Here is an 18,938-nt window from a genome sequence, read left to right as displayed (position 1 = left end):
GGCCGCGGCGGCGCCGGGTCTCCCGCGCCGCGGGTGCCGAGCAGCCAGGCGGCGTCGACGTCCGCGGTGTCCGCGATGCGGGCCAGCTCCGCGGCGGTGAAGCGCCGGGTGCCGCCGAGGGAACGGGAGAGCTTCGACGGGTCCATGACGATCCGCCGGGCGAACTCACGCTGGGTCACGCCCGCGGCGGCGATGACCTCCCGGACTCGGGCGGGGACCTCGGGGTCTTGCTCCATGCCCGACACCGTACCCGCGCGTTGAGCTCAGCACAACGCACGACCCAGGAAGCCTCCAATCATTCGGCTTCACGCCGCCTGATTCCTGTAATTGCGCTTCTGACTGTCTCATCAGTCAGAAGCGCAACGCTCCTGGACGCCCCGCAGCCGGGCCCGCCGCGCCGCCACCCGCTCCTGGACGCCCCGCAGCCGGGCCCGCCGCGCCGCCACCGGCACCGTCACCGCCCCCAGCACCGCCACCAGCGCGCAGACGCCCGCCCAGCCCAGCGTCGCGTACGCCAGCGCGCCGAGGGACGAGCCCGCCGCGCCGCCGATGAAGGCGCATGTCATGTAGGCCGTGTTGAGGCGGCTGCGCGCCTCGCCGCTGAGGGCGAAGATCCGCACCTGGTTGGCGACCATCCCGGACTGCATGGCCACGTCCAGGAGCAGCGTCCCGAGGGCCAGCGCCGTGAGCCCGATCGCCCCGCCGAGTCCGCCGAGGGCGAGGACGCCCGCCGAGGCGACGACCGCGCCCGCGCAGACGGCGTTCACGGCGTCCGGGCCGCGCCGGTCGATCTGGCGGCCCGCGAACGGCGTCGCCAGCATGGTGCCCGCGTTCACCAGGGCCAGGGCGCCGACGGCGGACGCGCCCAGGCCGTAGGTGTCGCCGGTCAGGAACAGGGCCACCCCGGTCCACACGGCCTGGAACCCGGCGAAGACCGCCGCCTGGTAGAAGCACGACAGGCGCAGCAGTGGCTCCGTACGCAGCAGACGCAGCGATGCGCCGAGGAGCGCGGGGTAGCGCTGGCGCGACGTGGGGACGGTCTGCGGCAGCGTGCGCGCGAGGACTCCCGCGATCACGAGCGCCACCACCGCCGTCACCACGTACGGGGCCCGCCAGCCGAGCCACTCGCCGAGGGCGCCGCCGAACGCGCGCGACAGCAGCATGCCGCCGATGGAGCCGCTCAGGAGCGTGCCGGTGACGGCGCCGCGCCGTTCCGCGGGGACGAGCCCGGCGGCCATGGGCGCGACGATCGGGGCCACGACCGTCGTGATCCCCACCAGGGCGCTCGCGCCGAGCAGCGGCGGCAGCGCGGGCGCGGCGCTCGCGGCGAGCAGCCCCGCTCCGGTGACGGCGAACAGGACGGCGATGAGCACCCGGTGCGGGACGCGGTCGCCGAGGGGCACCAGGAAGAAGATGCCGACCGCGTAGCCGAACTGGGCGGCGGTCACCACGAGGGCCGCCGTGTCGCCGGACACGTCGAGGCCGGACGCGACGAGCGGGCTGACGGCCTGCGGGAAGTAGATGTTGCCCACGGCGACCCCGCAGGCGACGGCGAGGAGCAGCACCATGCCGCGGCTCAGGCCGGCCCTCGGGGCGTCTCCGCGCGGGGTGCCGCGCTCGGTGGCGGCGGTCGTGTGTTCGGTCACGAGAGATCACCTTCGCCCGCGCGGGCGCCGGACACAACACCTTTAGCTCTCGCTTGGTCACTCCCGCGCTTGCCCTTGACGCGCGCGTCAAGAGTTAGCTTCGCGGCGTCTTCGCAGCCCACACAGCGAGCGGCCCGGGCCGCTCGCACACCGAGGAGCCGTGATGTCCTCTTCCGCGCCTTCCGCCACACCCGCCGAACTCCCCCGCGTCTCCCGTGAGGTCCGCCTCGCCGCCGTCCCCCAAGGGCTGCCGACGGCCGCCGACTTCACGGTCGTCGAGACGCCCGCGCCCGTCCCCGGGCCGGGCGAAGTCCTTGTACGCAACCGGTTCTTCCATGTCTTCGCGGCCCTGCGGACGCTGATGGGCGGCGGGGTCGAGGGCGCCCCGTTCCCGCCGCTCGGCGTCGGTGACCCGCTGTTCGGCGCGGCGGTCGGCGAGGTCGTCGCCGCGGCCGGTGACGACGGCCCACGCGTCGGCGAAACGGTGTCCCACTGGCTCGGCTGGCGCGAGTACGCGGCCGTTCCCGCCGCCGCCTGCCGGGCGCTGGGCGAGGTGCTCCCCGATCCCGTCGCCCACCTCGCGGCCGGCTGGACGGCGTACCACGCGCTGACCCGGACCGCCGAAGTGCGCACCGGCGACACGGTGTTCGTGTCGGGCGGGGCTGGTTCCCTCGGCTCCCTGGCCGGGCAGATCGCGCGGCAGCTCGGCGCGGGGCGCGTCGTCGGCAGCACCGGCTCCGCCTGGAAGGCCGAGCGGATGACGGCCGAGCTCGGGTACGACGCGGTGGTCGTACGAGGAGCGGGGCCGCTGGCCGAACAGCTCGCGAAGGCCGCGCCCGACGGCCTCGACGTGGTCTTCGACAACGTGGGCGGCGACCAGTTGCGCGCGGCCCTGGGCGCAGCCCGCGCCGGTGCGCGGTTCGCCCTGGTGGGCGCGTTGTCGGGCCAGCTCGACCCGGAACTCGGCGGCACCACGGCGCCGGTGGAGATCGACTCGTTCGCCCTGATCCTCAAGGGGGTCACGCTGCGCGGCACCCGCACACCCGAGGACCCGCGCGCGCAGGCGGAGTGGGACGAGCGGTTCGGGGGCTGGCTGCGCTCCGGGAAGGTCGTCTTCCCGCACGAGCGGGTGGCGGGCATGGACGCGGCCCCGCGCGCGTTGGAGGAAGTGATGCGGGGGCGGCACCTGGGGACGGTGGTCGTGGAGCTCTAGCCGCCACCGACAGGGGCGAGGCGTCGCGCGGTAGAGGGCGAGGCGTCGCGCGGCACGGACAACGGCGGCGCGGGCACGGTCGCCAGGGGACCCGGAGGACTGGAGGGATCAGGCATGCGCATCGGTGACGCGGCCGCCGCCGCGGGGACGACGCCCCGCGCGCTGCGTTTCTACGAGGAGCGCGGGCTGCTGCCGCCGCCGCGCCGCAGCCCGACCGGGCAGCGCGAGTACGAGCCGGGGGACGTGTCGCGCGTCCGCGTCATCCGGCAACTGCTCGCGCTCGGCCTGACCGTCGAGGACATCCGCTCCTGCGCGGCGGGCCTGGATCTCCTGGACGACGACGGTCTGCCGCGGTCCGGGGACGCGATCCGCAGGAGGTGCGGCCTCGATCCGGGCGTCGCCGAGCAGCGCATCGACCAGCTCGACGCCGAGATCGCGCGGCTGACCGGACTTCGGGAGCGGCTCCCGCGCCGGGTGGCGGCGATCCGCGCGGCGGCGGCCGGGCCCGAGGACACGCCGGGCTCACAGCACGCACCGTCACCACAGCACGCACCGTCACCGCCGGACACACCGTCACCGCCGGACACACCGTCGCCTCCGGCCCCGTCGACCGACGGCCCGTCCAGCGCACCGCACCCGCCACCCTCGCGCCGCCGCACCCTCAACTCCCGCTCCCGCACGGGTGTTTGACCCCCGGGCCGTTTTCGACCCGGCCCATCACGCGATGGTGTGACCCCGGGCGGCACCCGGCATCGGACGGCGCACCACGGGTAGTGCTCGGCTGCCCGTACGCCGCCCGCGAGGAGAGAGCCCCGTATGCCGCAGTCGTCACGCCCCTTCGAACTGCCGAGCTTCTACATGGTGCATCCGGCGCGCCTCAACCCCCATACGGAGGAGGCGCGTTCGCACTCCCGGCAGTGGGCGCGGGACATGGGGATGCTGGAGGGCTCCGGGGTCTGGGACACCGCCGACCTGGACGCGCACGACTACGCGCTGCTGTGCGCGTACACCCACCCGGACTGCGACGGCCCCGCGCTGTCGCTGGTCACCGACTGGTACGTGTGGGTGTTCTTCTTCGACGACCACTTCCTGGAGCTGTTCAAGCGCACCCAGGACCGCGAGGGCGGCAAGGCGTATCTCGACCGGCTGCCCGCGTTCATGCCGATGGACCTCGCGACGCCGATGCCGGAGGCCACCAACCCGGTGGAGGCGGGCCTCGCCGACCTGTGGGCGCGCACGGTGCCCAGCATGTCCATGGAGTGGCGCGCCCGCTTCGCGGAGAGCACCCGCAACCTCCTCAACGAGTCGCTGTGGGAGCTGTCCAACATCAACGCGCACCGCGTCGCGAACCCCGTCGAGTACATCGAGATGCGCCGCAAGGTGGGCGGCGCCCCCTGGTCCGCGGGGCTCGTCGAGTACGCGACGGGCGCGGAGGTACCGGCCGAAGTGGCCGGGTCCCGCCCACTTCGCGTGCTGCGCGACACCTTCGCCGACGCCGTGCACCTGCGCAACGACCTGTTCTCCTACCAGCGCGAGGTCGAGGACGAGGGCGAGCTGAGCAACGGCGTCCTGGTCCTGGAGACCTTCCTGGGCTGCTCGACCCAGGAGGCCGCCGACTCCGTGAACGACCTGCTGACGTCGCGGATGCAGCAGTTCGAGGACACGTTCTTCGGCGAACTGGAGCCGCTGTTCGCGGAGACGGCGCTGCCGCCCGCCCGGTGCGCCGAAGTCCTGGCCTACGCCAAGGGGCTCCAGGACTGGCAGTCGGGCGGCCACGAGTGGCACATGCGGTCCAGCCGGTACATGAACGAGGGCGCCACCGACCGCGTCTCGCCCCTCGCGGGCCCCACCGGCATCGGCACGTCGGCCGCGGGCATCAAGGAACTGATCGCCGCGACCGGTGCCCCACGCGCGCGCCGCTTCACGCACGTGCCCCACCAGCGCGTCGGCCCGTCCCGGATCCCCGACTTCTATCTGCCGTACACCACCACGATCTCCCCGCACGTCGACCACTCGCGGCGCGAGGTCGTCGACTGGGCCGGCCGCATGGGCATGCTGGAGCCCCAGCCGGGCGTGCCCACCTCGCACATCTGGGACGCCCGCAAGCTCGCCGGGTACGACTTCCCGCTGTGCGCCGCGGGCCTGCACCCGGACGCGACGCCGGAGCAACTGGACATCGGCTCGTGCTGGCTGACCTGGGGGACGTACGGGGACGACTACTACCCGGTGGTGTTCGGCAGGCCCCGCGACCTGCTCGGCGCGAAGGTGTGCACCGACCGCCTCCGGCTCTTCATGCCGCTGGACTGCTCCCCCACTCCCCCGCCCGTCAACGCCATGGAGCGCGGCCTCGCCGACCTGTGGGCGCGCACGGCGGGACCGATGGACGACGAGGGCCGCGCCTCGCTGCGCCGGACGCTGGTCGACATGACCGACAGCTGGCTGTGGGAGCTCGCCAACCAGGCGCTGAACCGCGTCCCGGAGCCCGTCGACTACATCGAGATGCGCCGCCACACCTTCGGCGCGCACTTCACGATGAGCCTGAGCCGTTTCGGGCACGGCAAGCGGGTGCCGCAGGAGATCTACGCGACCGGCCCCCTGCAGAATCTGGAGAACTCCGCCGCCGACTACTCGATGCTCATGAACGACGTCTTCTCGTACCAGAAGGAGATCGAGTACGAGGGCGAGGTGCACAACGCGATCCTCGTCGTGCAGAACTTCTTCGACTGCGACTATCCGACGGCGCTCGGCATCATCGACGACCTGATGAGGTCCCGCATGCACCAGTTCGAGCACGTAGTCGCGAACGAACTGCCCGCCCTGTACGACGAGTTCAGGCTCGACCAGGAGGCGCGGGACGTCCTCGACGGCTATGTGGAGGAGCTGAAGCACTGGATGGCCGGCATCTACATCTGGCACCGCGACTGCCGCCGCTACCGCCAGGAGGACCTGTCCCACGGCCCGCTGCCGGCACCCGCCGGGCTCGGCATGGAGGTGGTGCGGCCCGCGTGGCTGCGGGAGCTCGCCGCTCCGTGAGGCCCGTTCGCAGGCCCTGCGGGTAAGGTCGGCGGTCGGGCCGATCACCGGGGTCGGCCCGGGGCCGGCGCGGTCCGGCCCCGGGGACGTGGGGAGGGTGCGCGCCGTGCGGGAGCCGAACCACGTCCACCCGGCCGCTCCCGGCGCCCCCGCCCGGTGGCTCACCGTCGCGCCCGAGCGGACCGTGCTCGGCGTCATCCACAACGTGACGTCGGCGACCCGGCTGCTCGACCTCCTCGCCGTCTTCGAGGGCGACCGGCGGGTGCAGACCGTGTTCACGTGCACGGGGTCCTCGCCGTTCGCCGACGGCATCGCGGAATTCGTCGCCGCCCGTGAATTGCCCTTCCTTACCTGGGAAGAGGCGTCGAAACTCGAATTCGACCTGGCCGTGAGCACGAGTCGCGGCGGGGAATTGCAGAGCATTTCCGCTCCGCTCATAGGAGCCCCGCACGGCGCCGGATACAATAAAAGACTCAGCAGCCGGGAGCCGGGAGCCGGGAGCCGGGAGCCGGGGCCGGGAGCCGGGAGCCGGGAGCCGGGAGCTTTCGGGCTGACGGCTGAATGGCTTGTGTACGACGGCGAGTTGATACCGTCGGCGGTGGTCCTGTCCCACGAGGAACAGCTCGCCCGGCTCCGCGCCGGCTGCCCCGAGGCCCTGCCGGTGGCGCACGTCGTCGGTGATCCCTGCATGGACCGGCTGCGCGCCTCCCTCCCCTTCCGCGCGGAGTACCGCTCCGCTCTCGGCGTACGCCCCGACCAGAAGCTGCTCCTGCTCAGCACGACCTGGGGCCGCACCTCCCTGCTCGGCGCCGCGGGCGACCTCGTGCGCCGTGCGCTCGCCGAGCTCCCCCACGACTCCTTCCGCGTCCTCGCCGCCGTGCACCCCAACGCCTGGTACGGACACGGCGGCTGGCAGCTCCGGTCCTGGCTGCGGCCCCACGTGGACGCCGGGCTGCTGCTGCCCCCGCCCGCGGGCGACACCTGGCAGGCGGCCCTGTGCGCGGCCGACGCGTTCATCGGCGACCACGGTTCGGTGTCCCTGTACGCGGCGGGGCTCGGCCTGCCCGGTCTGCTGGGCGCCTTCGACGAGCAGACCGTGGCGGCGGACTCCCCGATGGCCCGCCTCGGCGCCGCCCTCCCCCGCGTCTCGCCGACGGCCCCGCTCTCCGCGCAACTGGAGCGCGCCGCACGCCGAAAGCCCGCCGACCCCCGCCTCGCCGAGATCGCGGCCCAGATCACCTCCCGTCCCGGCGAGGCCCTGTCCCGCCTGCGCCGCCTCTGCTACCGCACGCTGGGTCTGGCCGAGCCCGCCGCCCCGCTCCTCCCGCGCCCCGTCGACGTACCGCTGGATCTGCCGCGCCCGCGCCACTCCCCCGTGGCCGCACCACAGTTCGTCGAGGCCGAGGCGACGACGCCGTCAGCCCCGGGGCCGGGCCCGGACCCCGGGCCGACCCGCGTCCTGATCCGCCGCTACCCCGCCCTCCTCCAGGCCGACACGGCCCACCACCCCCACCTCGCCGACGCCCACCTCGCCGTCACCGACGGCGAGCCCGAGGCGCGCTGGGCCCGCGCGGCCGACGTGGTGACGGCCCGGCACCGCGCGACCGGAGCGGCCCGGTCCGCGTCCCCGCTCGCCGAGCTGCTCGCCCGACACCCCGGCTGCACCCTGGCCGCGGCCCCCGAGCCGTCCGGCGCCTGCCTCCTCCGCACCCGCAACGGCACGACATACCAGGCGAGTTGGGAGTCCGGGGTCTCCTGGGCCACCCCGTCGCTCACCGCGTCGGCGGTGTACGCCTGCCTGCTCCGGCACGGCGACGGCTGGACCGGCGAGGCGGAGGTCCGGCTGACGCCGGAGGGGGCACCGGGGCTGCTGCGGGTGCGGTGCGTCGGGGCGGGTACCGGCGGCCTTGAGGACACGGCAGAGTAGGCCCACGGCGGGGGCACACCGCCCGGTCACCCCTCCCCGCCCAGCCTCTCCCTCGCCCCCGCAGCCCCCACGCTCCCCAGCCTCCGGTACGTCGCGAGCGCCGCCCGCCAGTCCTCCCGCGCGCGCTGTTCGTCGCCGCAGGCCGACCACGCGTCGCCGCGCGTGAGGCGGGCGTCGGCCTCCTCCTTGGGGGCGCCGCGGCCCTGGAAGAGGGCGATCGCCTCGTCCAGCGGGGCGACCGCCTCGTCGGCGCGGTCGGCGGCCAGACGGGCCTGGGCGTAACGGGTCAGCGCGCGGGCCTCGTTGTAGCGGTCGGGTTCGGGCAGGGCGGCGAACCGCCGACGGGCCCCGAGGAGGCTCGCGGCGGCTTCCTCGTGCAGGTGGGCCGCGCTCGCCGCGCGCCCCATGTGGTACTCGAGGAGCGCCCGGCCGCGGGGATGCGGCAGCTCGCCGAGCGCGCGCAGCGCCTGCCGGAAGTGGTCGAGGGCGTCCTGCGGGTGCCCCTGTTCCAGGGCGACCTGGCCGAGCCCTTCGAGCGCGGTGGACTCGGTGCGGGCGTGCCCGGCCGCCCGCGCCTGCCGCAGGGCGAGCCCGTACTGGTGCCGGGCGCGCTCCACGCTCTCCGCGCCGCCCTGGTCGAAGAGCGCGAAGGCCAACTCGTAGTGGCAGCGGGCAAGGAGAAGCCCGGCGTCGCAGACCGGGGCCGCGCCGCGGGGTACGCCGACAGCGCCCCCGCCCGCCCCATCCCGACCGGGAGCCCCTACAGGAGCAGCCCCGCCGCCCGAACCGCCCGGACCACCCGCCGAACCAGCACGCCCCGGCGCCTCGCCCGAACCGCCCCGCACCACCCGTTCCGCCGCCCGCACCGCCAGCTCGCACACCTCCACCCACAGCGTGTGGTGTTTGCGGCGGAAGAAGAAGCCGCGCAGGGACTCCGCCAGGGCGCAGACGGTGTGGTCGTGGCCGCGGGCGAACTCCAGGGCGGTGAGGGCGGCGGCGTTCTCGCGATCGGGTTCCAGGGCGTCGAGAGCCTCAGTCTCGGTGGCGAACACGCCCTCCAGGAGGGCGTGTTCGTGGAAGATGCGGGACAGGCGCCAGCGGGAGGACACCAGGACTTCGGCGGCGGCCGCCCGCCGCAGGTACCAGTCGGTGACGCGCCCCGCCACCACCCCGGCCTCGTCCGCGTCGGCGCGGGCCAGCGTGCCCGCGTACTCGTGGAGAAGGCCGTTCATGCGGCAGCGGCCGGGCGCGGGGCGTTCCAGGAGGTTGCCACCGAGGAGCGTGCGCCGCACCCGGGCGCCCGCGTCGGCGCCGCCCGCCAGCTCGTCGACGAGGCCGTCGGCGAACTCGGACGTCGGGTTCAGGCCGAGGCCCCGGAACACGGCGGCCGCCGCGGGTTCCAGCGCCGCGTAGGAGTCCTCGAAGACGGGGCGGAGGGAGTACGTGTGCGGGTCGTCGGACACGGTCAGCGCCTCCTGGAAGGTGGGCAGGGCCAGGAGCCGGCGGGCGAACTCCTCGACGCCGCCCTCCAGCGGGTCGGCCGCCCGCGCCCCGGCCATCCGCGCGGCGGCGGGCAGACCCGCGAAGGCGGGGACGACGGTACGCAGTAACTCCTGGCCGTGGGCGCTGAGTTCGGCGGGAGAGGACAGGCCGGCCGTGTGCAGGAACAGCTCCCGGCACGACTCGTCGTCCAGGCCCGCGAGGCGCACGTACTCCGGCTCGGACGAGGGCAGCGCGCCCCGCAGCCCGCCGAGCAGCAGCCGGCTGGTCACGACGACCATGCCGCCGGGGTGCCCCGGGAGCAGCGGGCCGACCTGAGCGGCCGTCACGACGCCGTCGAGCAGCACCAGGCAGGGTTCGTGCGCGGTGAGATGGCGGTAGTACGCGGCCAGCGCGGCCTCGTCGGCGGGCATCTCGGCGCGCGGGGTGCCGAGCGCGCCGACGAACGACTCCAGGACGGCGCGGGTGTCCGCCGGTTCCAGCGCGCCGCGCGGGCTCATGTCGGCGTACAGCACCCCGCCGGGAAAGTCCGCGCCCCGCAGCGACGCCCAGTACAGGACGGCCCCGGTCTTGCCGATGCCGGGCGGCCCCGTCACCACCACGACCTTCGCCGGGGCGCGCTCGCCGCGGGCGTCCGCGATCCGGTCGAGCGCGGCCCGCACCGGCAGCCGGTCCACCAGGCGTCCGGGAGCGGCCGGAGCCATCAACGGCACCCGAGGGGCCCGCACTTCACCGCTCACGCACTGCCGCACCGTGACGTGCCCCGCCTGGATGACGTCACGGTAGCTCCCGCCCGAAATGCTGTTGTCCACCGAATCCACCCCGGCAGTCTTCCAGGGGGCAGCGGCGGACGGAACGGCACCACATCCGGCGTGCCGCGCCGAACGCCGGCTCTCTAGTGGTGGCCCTCCCCGCTGTGCACCTGCCGGTACTCCTCCGCCGTCGGCTTCGGGACCTGGGAGCCGGGGCCGTACATCGCGTGGGACAGCCGCGCCCGCAGGCGTTCTGAGCGGGGCACCTTGCGGGCCACGCCGTTCGCGTCGACCAGGGGCCCCACCTCGTGGGGCCGGGGCTGTTCGTGCGCGGTGAGTCGGTACCGCTCCGCCTGGCTGAGGGGCTGGTGGACCTCGATGTACTCGCCGTGCGGGAGGCGTTTGATGGTGCCGCTCTCCCTGCCGTGCAGCACCTTCTCGCGGTCCCGGCGCTGCAGGCCCAGACAGATCCGGCGGGTCACGACGAACGCGAGCGGCGGGGCCACGAAGAAGGCGACGCGCACGAACCACGTGATGGCGTTGATGGACAGGTGGAAGTGGGTGGCCCACAGGTCGTTGCCGCCGCCGACCATCAGTACGCCGTAGAGCGTCAGCCAGGCCACGCCGAGGCCGGTGCGCGTGGGCGCGTTGCGCGGCCGGTCGGCGATGTGGTGCTCGCGCCGGTCCTTGGTGACCCACTTCTCGATGAACGGATAGACCGCGATCGCCGCCATGATGAGCGGGAACAGCGCGAAGGGGATGAAGACGCCCAGCTCCAGGGTGTGGCCCCAGGCGTTGATCTCCCAGCTGGGCATCACCCGGATCAGGCCCTCGGAGAAGCCGAGGTACCAGTCGGGCTGGGCGCCGGTGCCGACGAGGTCGGGCCGGTAGGGGCCGAGCGCCCATACGGGGTTGATGGTGGCGATCGCGCCCATCATCGCGAGGACGCCGAACACGAGGAAGAAGAAGCCGCCCGCCTTGGCGATGTAGATGGGCAGGAACGGCGCGCCCACGACGTTCCTCTCGGTCCGTCCGGGCCCGGCGAACTGGGTGTGCTTGTGGTAGAAGACCAGGATCAGATGGGCCACGACCAGGCCCAGCATGATGCCCGGCAGCAGCAGCACGTGCACGGCGAAGAGTCTCGGGATGATGTCGTGGCCCGGGAACTCCCCTCCGAAGAGGAAGAAGGAGATGTACGTGCCCACGACCGGGATCGACAGGATGGCGCCCTGCGCGAAGCGGATGCCGGTGCCGGACAGCAGGTCGTCGGGGAGCGAGTAGCCGGTCAGCCCGGTGATCAGGCCGAGCATCAGCAGGGTCCAGCCGAACAGCCAGTTGATCTCGCGCGGCTTGCGGAAGGCGCCGGTGAAGAACACCCGCATCATGTGGACGAGCATCCCGGCGACGAACACGAGCGCCGCCCAGTGGTGGATCTGCCGGATGAGCAGCCCGCCGCGCACCTCCATGCTGATGTCGACGGTCGACTCGAAGGCGCGCGTCATCAGGACGCCCTTGAGCGGTTCGTACGAGCCGTTGTACTCGACCTCGGCGGCGCTCGGCTCGAAGAACAGGGTGAGCCAGACGCCGGTGAGGATGAGGATCAGGAAGCTGTAGAGGCAGATCTCGCCGAACATGAACGACCAGTGGTCCGGGAAGACCTTGCGCATCTGCGTCTTGGCGAGGGTGTGCACGCCGAGGCGGCCGTCCGCCCAGTCGGCGACGCGTTCTCCCTTGCCGGGGCCGGTGGCGCGGTTGCCGGGGCCGGTGTTGCGGACGCGTTCGCTCATGCGGCTCGCTCCCCCCTTGGGCCGCTACCAGGGTAGGTGTGCCGTCCGCCGCGTCAACAGGCCCTGTCCCAGGCGGGTTTCACCATTCCGCGAAGGATCCGTCCGGCTGCCGCCACACCGGGTTGCGCCAGGCGTGCCCGCTCCGGTCGGCCGCCCGCACGGCCTCCTCGTCGACCTCGACGCCGAGTCCGGGCAGCGACGTGCGGTGGGCGTACCCGTCGGTGAAGCGGAACGGCTCGGTGTCCACGACGTACGAGAGGAGGTCGCCGCGCTTGTTGTAGTGGATGCCGAGGCTCTGCTCCTGGATGAGGAAGTTCGGTGTGGTGAAGGCGACTTGGAGGCTCGCGGCGAGCGCGATCGGGCCGAGCGGGCAGTGCGGGGCGAGCAGCGCGCCGTACGTCTCCGCCAGGGCGGCGATGCGCGTCACCTCCGTGATGCCGCCCGCGTGCGACAGGTCGGGCTGGGCGACGGCGACGCCCGCGGTCAGGGCGGGCAGGAACTCGGCGCGGCCGTAGAGGCGTTCGCCGGTGGCGATGGGGACGGGGCTCGCCGCGACCAGGGCGGGCAGCAGGTGGCCCTGGTCGGGCAGGAGCGGCTCCTCGGCGAACAGGGGGTGCAGCGGGGCGAGTTCGGCGAGGACGCGGCGGGCGCTCGCGGGCGTGAAGCGGCCGTGGAAGTCGACGGCCACGTCCCGGTCCGGGCCGAGGGCCTCGCGGGCGACGGCGACGCGGTCGACGACGGCGGCGGTCTCGGCGGGCGTGGTGATCGGCGAGGTGACCCCGGCCGCGTTCATCTTCACCGCGGTGAAGCCCGCCTCGACCTGCGCGGCGATGTGCTCGGCGAGCACCGCGGGCTCGTCGCCGCCGACCCAGGCGTACACCCGCGCCCGGTCCCGCACAGGGCCGCCGAGCAGCGCGTGCACGGGTGCGCCGTACGTCTTGCCGGCGATATCCCACAGGGCCTGGTCGAGGCCCGCGACGGCACTGGAGAGGACGGGGCCGCCGCGGTAGAAGCCGCCCTTGGTGAGCACCTGCCAGTGGTCCTGGATGCGCAGCGGGTCCTGGCCGAGCAGGTATTCGGCGAGTACGTCGACGGCGGCGCGCACCACTTCGGCGCGGCCCTCGACGACGGGCTCGCCCCAGCCGACGACGCCCTCGTCGGTCTCCACGCGGCAGAACAGCCAGCGCGGCGGGACGAGGAAGGTCTCCACGCGGTCGATCTTCACGGTCTGCCTCTCGACGGTCGGCCCTCGTTGCTGCGGAGCGGATGCGGAGTGGATGCGGAGTGGATGCGGAGCTGGTCCGGGGTCGGCGCGGGCGGCGGCTCAGGCCGACTCCTTGACGACGCTCCAGCCGCCGTCCACGACCAGGCTCGTCCCGGTGACGTACGACGCCTCGTCCGCGGCGAGGAACGCGATGGCCGCCGCGACCTCCTCCGGGGAGCCGAACCGCCCGGCCGCGGTCCCCTCGACGCTGCGGGCGCGGTCCGCCTCGCCCACCTCGCCCCACGCGGGCGTCAGGATCGGCCCCGGCAGCACGGCGTTGACCCGCACCTCGGGCCCGTACTCGACGGCGAGCTGGCCGCACAGGGAGAGCAGCGCGCCCTTGCTGGCCGCGTAGGCGGGGCGGCCGGGGATGCCGGTGTGGGCGTGCACGGAGGAGGTGAGGACGACGGCGCCGCGGTGGGCGCGCAGATCGGGCAGGACGGCCTTGAACCCGAGGAACGCGCCGGTGACGTTCACCGCGAGCTGGTGCTCCCAGGACGCCTGGCTCGTCTTGTGGGCGGGCGCGATCTCGCACGCGTAGGCGTTGCTGGACAGGACGCCGACGGGGCCGAAACTGTGCGCGGCCGCGACCACCTGGTCCCAGTCGGCGGCCTCGGCGACGTCCGTGCGGACGAACACCGCGCTGCCGCCCTTGGCCCGGACCCCCTCCGCGACCGCCTCGCCGCCCTCGCCGTCCACGTCGGCGACGACGACGGCGGCTCCCTCGGCGGCCCTCGGCGGCGAGCCGCACGGCGGTGGCGGCCCCGATGCCGGATGCGGCTCCGGTGACGACGGCGACGCGGCCGGTGAAGCGGGCGGCGGGGGTGTCGGGGGTGCGGGGGGCGGTGCCGGGAGCGGGAGGGGCGGAGCCGGCCGGGCTCCCAGCGGCTGCGGCGGAGTCGGCTGCATCGGAGGCGGGGGCGCTTGGGTTGGCTGCATCGGAGGCGGGTGCGCTTGGGTTCACGTGCGTCGTCGTCCCCTCGTGCGGGTGGGCGGCGCGGCGGCCGCGAATGGCCTGCGCCGCCCACTCTATGGCCGGACCCGGCGCGGCTCCATCGCCACGCCAGGCCACGCGGGCGCCGCGCCGTACGTTCACGCGGCGCCCGCACCCCGGACTCGTACCGGTGCTCGACTCAGCGCCGCGAGCCGGCCCGCGTCCTGCGACGGCAGCCCCTGCGAGCGCGCACCGGCGTAGGTGCCGCAGAACTTCCCGACGACGGCGACCAGGACGATCACGGTGAGTTCGAGGCCGACGACGAACATGAACGAGGGACGCTGACAGGCCACTGACTACACGCTGCAACTCCGCCTGTGCGCAGGGGTGTTCACGACACGGGCGGGGCTCACGGGCGCTCCGGCGCGGGCAGGATCTGCCGCAGCCGGGGCGACGGGTGCCGCTCGCGCCGCCACTCGCGCGGATAGCCGACGGACACCTCCACGTGCGGGACGCCCTCGTGCCAGATGGTGCGCGGGATGTGCAGATGGCCGTAGACGACGGCCGCGGCGCGGTACCGCACGGGCCAGTCGGCCGTCGCCTCCGTGCCGCACCACAGGGCGAATTCGGGATAAGTCAGGATACGCGTGGGTTCGCGCACGACCGGCCAATGGTTGATGAGGACCGTGGGCAGCTCGGGGTCGAGCGCGTCGAGCCGCTCCTGGGTCAGGGCGACGCGGGCACGGCACCAGTCCTCGCGGGTCGCGTAGGGGTCGGGATGCAGCAGCATCTCGTCCGTGCAGACCACACCGGTCTCGTACGCGTAGTCGAGGGCCGCCTTCTTGGAGTGCTTCCCCGCGGGCCGGAACGTGTAGTCGTACAGCAGGAACAGCGGCGCGACGACCGCGGGCCCGCCCTCGCCGCGCCACACCGGGAACGGGTCCTCGGGGGTGTGCACGCCGAGGCTCCGGCACAGCTCGACGAGATGGCGGTAGCGGGCCTCGCCGCGCAGCTGGTTCGGGTCGTCGCGGGGCGTCCAGAGCTCGTGGTTGCCCGGCGACCAGATCACCGTGTCGAACCGCTCGGTGAGCAGGCGCAGCGCCCACTCGATGTCGCTCATCACCTCGCCGATGTCACCGGCGACTATCAGCCAGTCGCCCTCGTGTTCCGGCCAGAGACCGTCCACGAACTTCCGGTTCTCGTCATAGGCGATGTGCAGGTCACTGATACCGAACAGCCTCGGTGCCCGTCGGGATGCGGCAGATGTCATCACGACGCGAGGCTAACCGACGAGCGGGGGCCTCGGCAGGCGCGGCCCGTGGCCGAGGACCGTTGGTGCCGGTGGCCGAGGACCGAGGACCGTTGGTGCCGGTGGCCGAGGACCGTTGGTGCCGGGAGGGTGGCCGAGGTGGCGCCGGACGGGTGGCCGATCTGGCGTCGGTGCGCCCTCCGCCGTCACCGTCTAAGGTTTCGAGGGGGCGGTCTTGTTCACGGATGGGGGCTCGGGTGGACGCCGGCACGGTGGGGCTGCGGATCGCGTCATCAGTGATGGTGCCGCTGGTGAAGCGGTTGCTGCTGCCGCCCAAGAGCCTGCCGGGCGCGGAGTTCGGCGAGCGGCCGGTGCGGATCGGGCGGCTCCTGTCGTTCACCGGTGACCGGCGCACGCTCAGCGAGGCCGATCTCTACCAGCTCGCCCGGGAGTTGGTACGCCGCGCGATGCGCGCCGCGGGCCCGCACGACCCGCCCATCGCGCCCGACGAGCAGAACGCCGTCGGCTACGCCCTCGGCCACACCCTGCGCGCCCTCGGCGACCTCGACATGGACGACGTACAAGCCTTCGACCTCGGGCCGGAGAAGCTCGCCGCCGCCCTGGTCCGCGCCAGCGCCCCCGAGACCCGCGCGCTGCTCAGCGACGCCGCCGCCCGGCTGCACGACCGGCTGCTCGTCACCGCCTGCCTCCACCTGGTCCACCAGTTCAGCAAGCGCCCCGGCTTCGAGGCCCGCTCCCAGGTGGAGGTGCGGCGCAGCCTGAGCGAGCAGAAGGAGCAGCTGCGCCTGCTCCTGGAGCGGCTGCCCGCGACCCTCTCCGAGGACACCGACTTCGAGCGGCACTACGCCGATTACGTGGTCGGCCAGCACAGCACCCTCTCCATCCACGGCGTCGACCTGCACGACGCGCGCAGCCAGGCATGGCCGCTGGAGACCGCCTATCTGAGCCTGGAGGCGGCGCCCGCCCGCGACCCGGCCGAACCCCTGCCCGGCGCCGTCAACGGCGACGCCGACGGCCGGGGCGCCGAACCCGACCCGGAGTCGGAGCGCACGACCGGGCCCGTCGAGGCGGCGCTCGCCGCACACGACCGCGTGCTGCTGCGCGGCGTCGCCGGCACCGGCAAGACCACGCTGGTGCAGTGGCTCGCCATCACCACCGCCCAGCAGGACCGCGTGCCCGGCCATCTGCCGCAGCTCCTCGGCCGGGTGCCGTTCGTGCTGCCGCTGCGCACGCTCGCCCGCGAGGACACCGAACTGCCCATGCCGGAGGGCTTCCTGCCGTGGATCGACTGCCCGCTGTCGGGCAGCGAGCCCAAGGGGTGGGCGGTGCGGGTCCTGCAGAGCGGGCGCGGCATGCTCCTGATCGACGGCGTCGACGAGATCCCGGAGGCCGAGCGGCCGCGCGCCCGCGCCTGGCTCAAGAAGCTCCGCACCACCTTCCCCGGCAATCTGTGGCTGGTCACCACCCGGCCCTCCGCGCTGCCCAGGGACTGGCTCGGCCGCGAGGGCTTCCGGGAGTTCACGCTCACGCGGATGCGGCCGGGCGACGTGCGGCGGTTCATCCAGCGCTGGCACGAGGCGGCAGGCGGGGGCGACGAGCTCGCCCGGACGCTGATGAAGTCGCTGCGGTCGTCGACGGAGCTGAGCCGGCTCGCGACCAACCCGCTGCTGTGCGTGCTCATCTGCGCGCTGCACCTCGAACGCAAGGGTGTCCTGCCGCTCGGGCGGGTGGCGCTGTACGAGGCCGCGCTCACGATGCTCCTGGAGCGCCGCGACCGGGAGCGCCACGTGTACGGCGAGCAGACGCCGCCGCTGGACGAGAGGTCCGCGGCCGAGCCCTTGAAGCGACTCGCGTACTGGCTGATCCGCAACGAACGCACCCGCCTGAAGCGGCAGGACGCCGTCGACCTGGTGGACCGGCTGCGCCCGTCCGTGCCGCAGCTGGCCTCCTTCGGCACCGCCGAGGAGATCCTGCGGCTGCTCCTGGACCGCTCCGGCCTGCTGCGTGAACCGGCCGAGGGCGCCGTGGACTTCATCCACCGCACCTTCCAGGACTTCCTGGGCGCGAAGGCCGCCCTGGAGGACCACGACATCGGGGCCCTGGTCGCGCACGCCCACCTCGACCAGTGGGAGGACGTCCTGCAGATGGCCGTCGCCCAGGCCCGGCCCGACGAGCGCGCCGAGCTCCTCACCCGGCTCACCGCCCGCGCCGACCGCGAGGAGGACGACACGGTCCGGGCCCGCCTCCGGCTGCTCGCCCTCGCATCGCTCGACCAGGCGACGCGCCTCGACCCGGAGGTCCGCCAGGCCGTCGAGGAGCGCGCCGCGCAGCTCCTGCCGCCGCGCAGCATGCGCGAGGCCAGGGCGCTGGCCGAGACCGGGGAGCTGCTTCTCGGCCTGCTGCCCGGTGCCGACAGCCTCGCGGGCGACGCCGAGGTGACCACGGTGCATGCCATCTGCCGCATCGGCGGGGACGCGGCACTGACCCGGCTGAGCGAGTTCGTGACCACGCGGCAGCCGGCGGTGCGCGGCCAGCTCCTGGCCCACTGGGACCGGTTCGACACCGACGCGTACGCCGAGGAGATCATCAAGCCGCTGCTCGCGGTCGGCGCGGGCGAGGCCGTCATCGTGCGTTCCGCGGCCGAGCTGAAGGCGCTCAGCGCGATGTCGGGGTACGAACGGGTGGTGCTGCAGGGCGACTTCGCCGAGCTGGACATCGTCGGCGCGCTCGACGCGGGCGGGCTGCGCGAGCTGCGGCTGCGCGGCAACATGCGGCTGACGTCGCTCGGCTTCCTGGCGGACTTCCCCGCCCTCGAAGCCCTCGCGCTGCACGGCTGCCGCGCCATCAGCGACACCGCGCCGCTGACCCGGCTGCCGCTGCTGCGTCGGCTCAGCCTCGCGGACCTGCCCCAACTGGAGCCCCTGGCACGGCTTTCGGCGTGCCCGCGCCTGGACTCGCTGATCCTGGGCGCCGCGGTGCCCTGGCGCGGGCTGCGCGACCTGCCCCGGCCGGACGCGCTGCGGGTGCTCGCGCTGCCGCCGGACGCCGTCGAGCTGGCCGACATCACCGCCCTGAGGGAACTGCGCGAGCTGCGCCTGCACAACGCGAGCGACCGGCTCCGCCCGGACGACTGGGACGCGCTGCTCGCCGGGCTGCCCGCGCTGCGCACCCTGCGCCTGTCGCACGAGCAGCTCAGCATGATGCTGTTCCCGCCGGGCGCCCGCATCCCGCAGCTCACCTGCCTGGAGGTGCGGTCGCGGCCCGGCGCCGCGGTGTCGCTGCGGCGGATCGCGCGCCGTCTGCCGGGGCTCGAGGACATCCACCTCACTCTCTTCGACACCGTCGACCTGGTGCATCTGGCGGGGCTGCCCAAGCTGCGCCAGGTGCGGCTCGACTATCCCGGCGAGGTGCACCACGCCGACGAGCTGCCCGCGCGGGTGGAGCTCACCGTGCGCCCGCGGCACTGAGGCCGCGACCGGCGCGCCGCTTCGAGCCCCCTGTGCGCCTCCTCGGCCCCCGGGTGCGCCGCGTCACGCCCCCGGCAAGCCCGCGCGCGGTATGGCGGAGGCGACGGCGCACGGCTAGCGTCCGCCCCCTCGCGTACCGGCTCCA

At 74.1% G+C, this 18,938-nt stretch carries 13 protein-coding genes; 5 read left to right on the top strand and 8 right to left on the bottom strand.

All coding sequences use genetic code 11. The annotated features are described in order from the left end of the window. Together STRAU_RS29655 and STRAU_RS29650 are read right to left on the bottom strand one after the other, a co-directional pair. The coding region (locus STRAU_RS29655) for a helix-turn-helix domain-containing protein (protein WP_037662757.1) at window positions 1-236 on the bottom strand (236 nt) is incomplete at its 3' end. Between the two features lie 111 nt (window positions 237-347). After that, on the bottom strand, window positions 348-1,646 hold the full coding sequence (locus tag STRAU_RS29650; RefSeq protein WP_016644107.1) for an MFS transporter: 1,299 nt from the start codon (window positions 1,644-1,646) through the stop codon (window positions 348-350). A gap of 163 nt (window positions 1,647-1,809) precedes the next feature. Here STRAU_RS29650 and STRAU_RS29645 point away from each other — a divergent pair, with 163 nt between their 5' ends. The 4 genes from STRAU_RS29645 (at window position 1,810) to STRAU_RS29630 (ending at window position 7,819) form a co-directional block, all read left to right on the top strand. Further along, entirely contained in the window at window positions 1,810-2,859 is a 1,050-nt protein-coding gene (locus STRAU_RS29645) for an MDR family NADP-dependent oxidoreductase (protein ID WP_037662755.1), read from the top strand. A gap of 114 nt (window positions 2,860-2,973) precedes the next feature. Continuing rightward, a complete protein-coding gene (locus tag STRAU_RS44510; RefSeq protein ID WP_016644105.1) occupies window positions 2,974-3,549 on the top strand; it encodes a MerR family transcriptional regulator in 576 nt (191 codons plus the stop codon). A 126-nt stretch (window positions 3,550-3,675) separates the two neighbouring features. Next, on the top strand, window positions 3,676-5,892 hold the full coding sequence (locus STRAU_RS29635) for a terpene synthase family protein (RefSeq protein ID WP_016644104.1): 2,217 nt from the start codon (window positions 3,676-3,678) through the stop codon (window positions 5,890-5,892). Window positions 5,893-5,998: 106 nt separating this feature from the next. Continuing rightward, window positions 5,999-7,819 carry a hypothetical protein gene (locus STRAU_RS29630; protein ID WP_158692154.1) on the top strand — a complete coding sequence of 607 codons (1,821 nt, stop codon included), beginning with the start codon at window positions 5,999-6,001 and terminating at the stop codon, window positions 7,817-7,819. 26 nt (window positions 7,820-7,845) lie between these two features. Here the strand turns inward: STRAU_RS29630 and STRAU_RS42565 are convergent, their stop codons facing one another. The 6 genes from STRAU_RS42565 to STRAU_RS29600 form a co-directional block, all read right to left on the bottom strand. Then, window positions 7,846-10,131, bottom strand: coding sequence for a tetratricopeptide repeat protein (locus STRAU_RS42565; RefSeq protein ID WP_158692153.1), 2,286 nt, complete (start codon window positions 10,129-10,131; stop codon window positions 7,846-7,848). 83 nt (window positions 10,132-10,214) lie between these two features. Further along, entirely contained in the window at window positions 10,215-11,858 is a 1,644-nt protein-coding gene (gene qcrB, locus STRAU_RS29620) for a cytochrome bc1 complex cytochrome b subunit (protein ID WP_016644101.1), read from the bottom strand. Window positions 11,859-11,937: 79 nt separating this feature from the next. Further along, a complete protein-coding gene (gene dgoD / locus STRAU_RS29615; RefSeq protein ID WP_016644100.1) occupies window positions 11,938-13,083 on the bottom strand; it encodes a galactonate dehydratase in 1,146 nt (381 codons plus the stop codon). Window positions 13,084-13,182: 99 nt separating this feature from the next. Then, entirely contained in the window at window positions 13,183-13,821 is a 639-nt protein-coding gene (locus STRAU_RS29610) for an SDR family NAD(P)-dependent oxidoreductase (RefSeq protein WP_016644099.1), read from the bottom strand. A 393-nt stretch (window positions 13,822-14,214) separates the two neighbouring features. Further along, window positions 14,215-14,409: a hypothetical protein gene (locus STRAU_RS29605; protein ID WP_037662751.1), complete on the bottom strand. Its 195-nt coding sequence runs from the start codon at window positions 14,407-14,409 to the stop codon at window positions 14,215-14,217. A gap of 56 nt (window positions 14,410-14,465) precedes the next feature. Then, window positions 14,466-15,326, bottom strand: a complete 861-nt coding sequence (locus STRAU_RS29600) for a metallophosphoesterase family protein (protein WP_052029339.1) — start codon at window positions 15,324-15,326, stop codon at window positions 14,466-14,468. A gap of 236 nt (window positions 15,327-15,562) precedes the next feature. Between STRAU_RS29600 and STRAU_RS29595 the strand changes: the two genes are divergently transcribed. Further along, window positions 15,563-18,793 (top strand): NACHT domain-containing protein, encoded by a 3,231-nt coding sequence (locus STRAU_RS29595; protein WP_016644096.1) that lies wholly within the window; start codon window positions 15,563-15,565, stop codon window positions 18,791-18,793. Window positions 18,794-18,938 lie beyond the last annotated feature (145 nt).

Origin of the sequence: Streptomyces aurantiacus JA 4570 (genome assembly GCF_000414115.1) — a bacterium.
GTDB classification, from domain to species: Bacteria; Actinomycetota; Actinomycetes; order Streptomycetales; family Streptomycetaceae; genus Streptomyces; species Streptomyces aurantiacus_A.
Note: the sequence above shows the minus strand (reverse complement) of the source record. Positions and strands in the feature narration are given on the sequence as shown.

What these genes read in the sequence shown, in the direction of transcription:
- qcrB (WP_016644101.1), bottom strand. Translation starts at nt 11,858, where the DNA reads ATGAGCGAACGCGTCCGCAACACCGGCCCCGGCAACCGCGCCACCGGC.
- STRAU_RS44510 (WP_016644105.1), top strand. Translation starts at nt 2,974, where the DNA reads ATGCGCATCGGTGACGCGGCCGCCGCCGCGGGGACGACGCCCCGCGCG.
- STRAU_RS29635 (WP_016644104.1), top strand. Translation starts at nt 3,676, where the DNA reads ATGCCGCAGTCGTCACGCCCCTTCGAACTGCCGAGCTTCTACATGGTG.
- STRAU_RS29645 (WP_037662755.1), top strand. Translation starts at nt 1,810, where the DNA reads ATGTCCTCTTCCGCGCCTTCCGCCACACCCGCCGAACTCCCCCGCGTC.
- STRAU_RS29600 (WP_052029339.1), bottom strand. Translation starts at nt 15,326, where the DNA reads ATGACATCTGCCGCATCCCGACGGGCACCGAGGCTGTTCGGTATCAGT.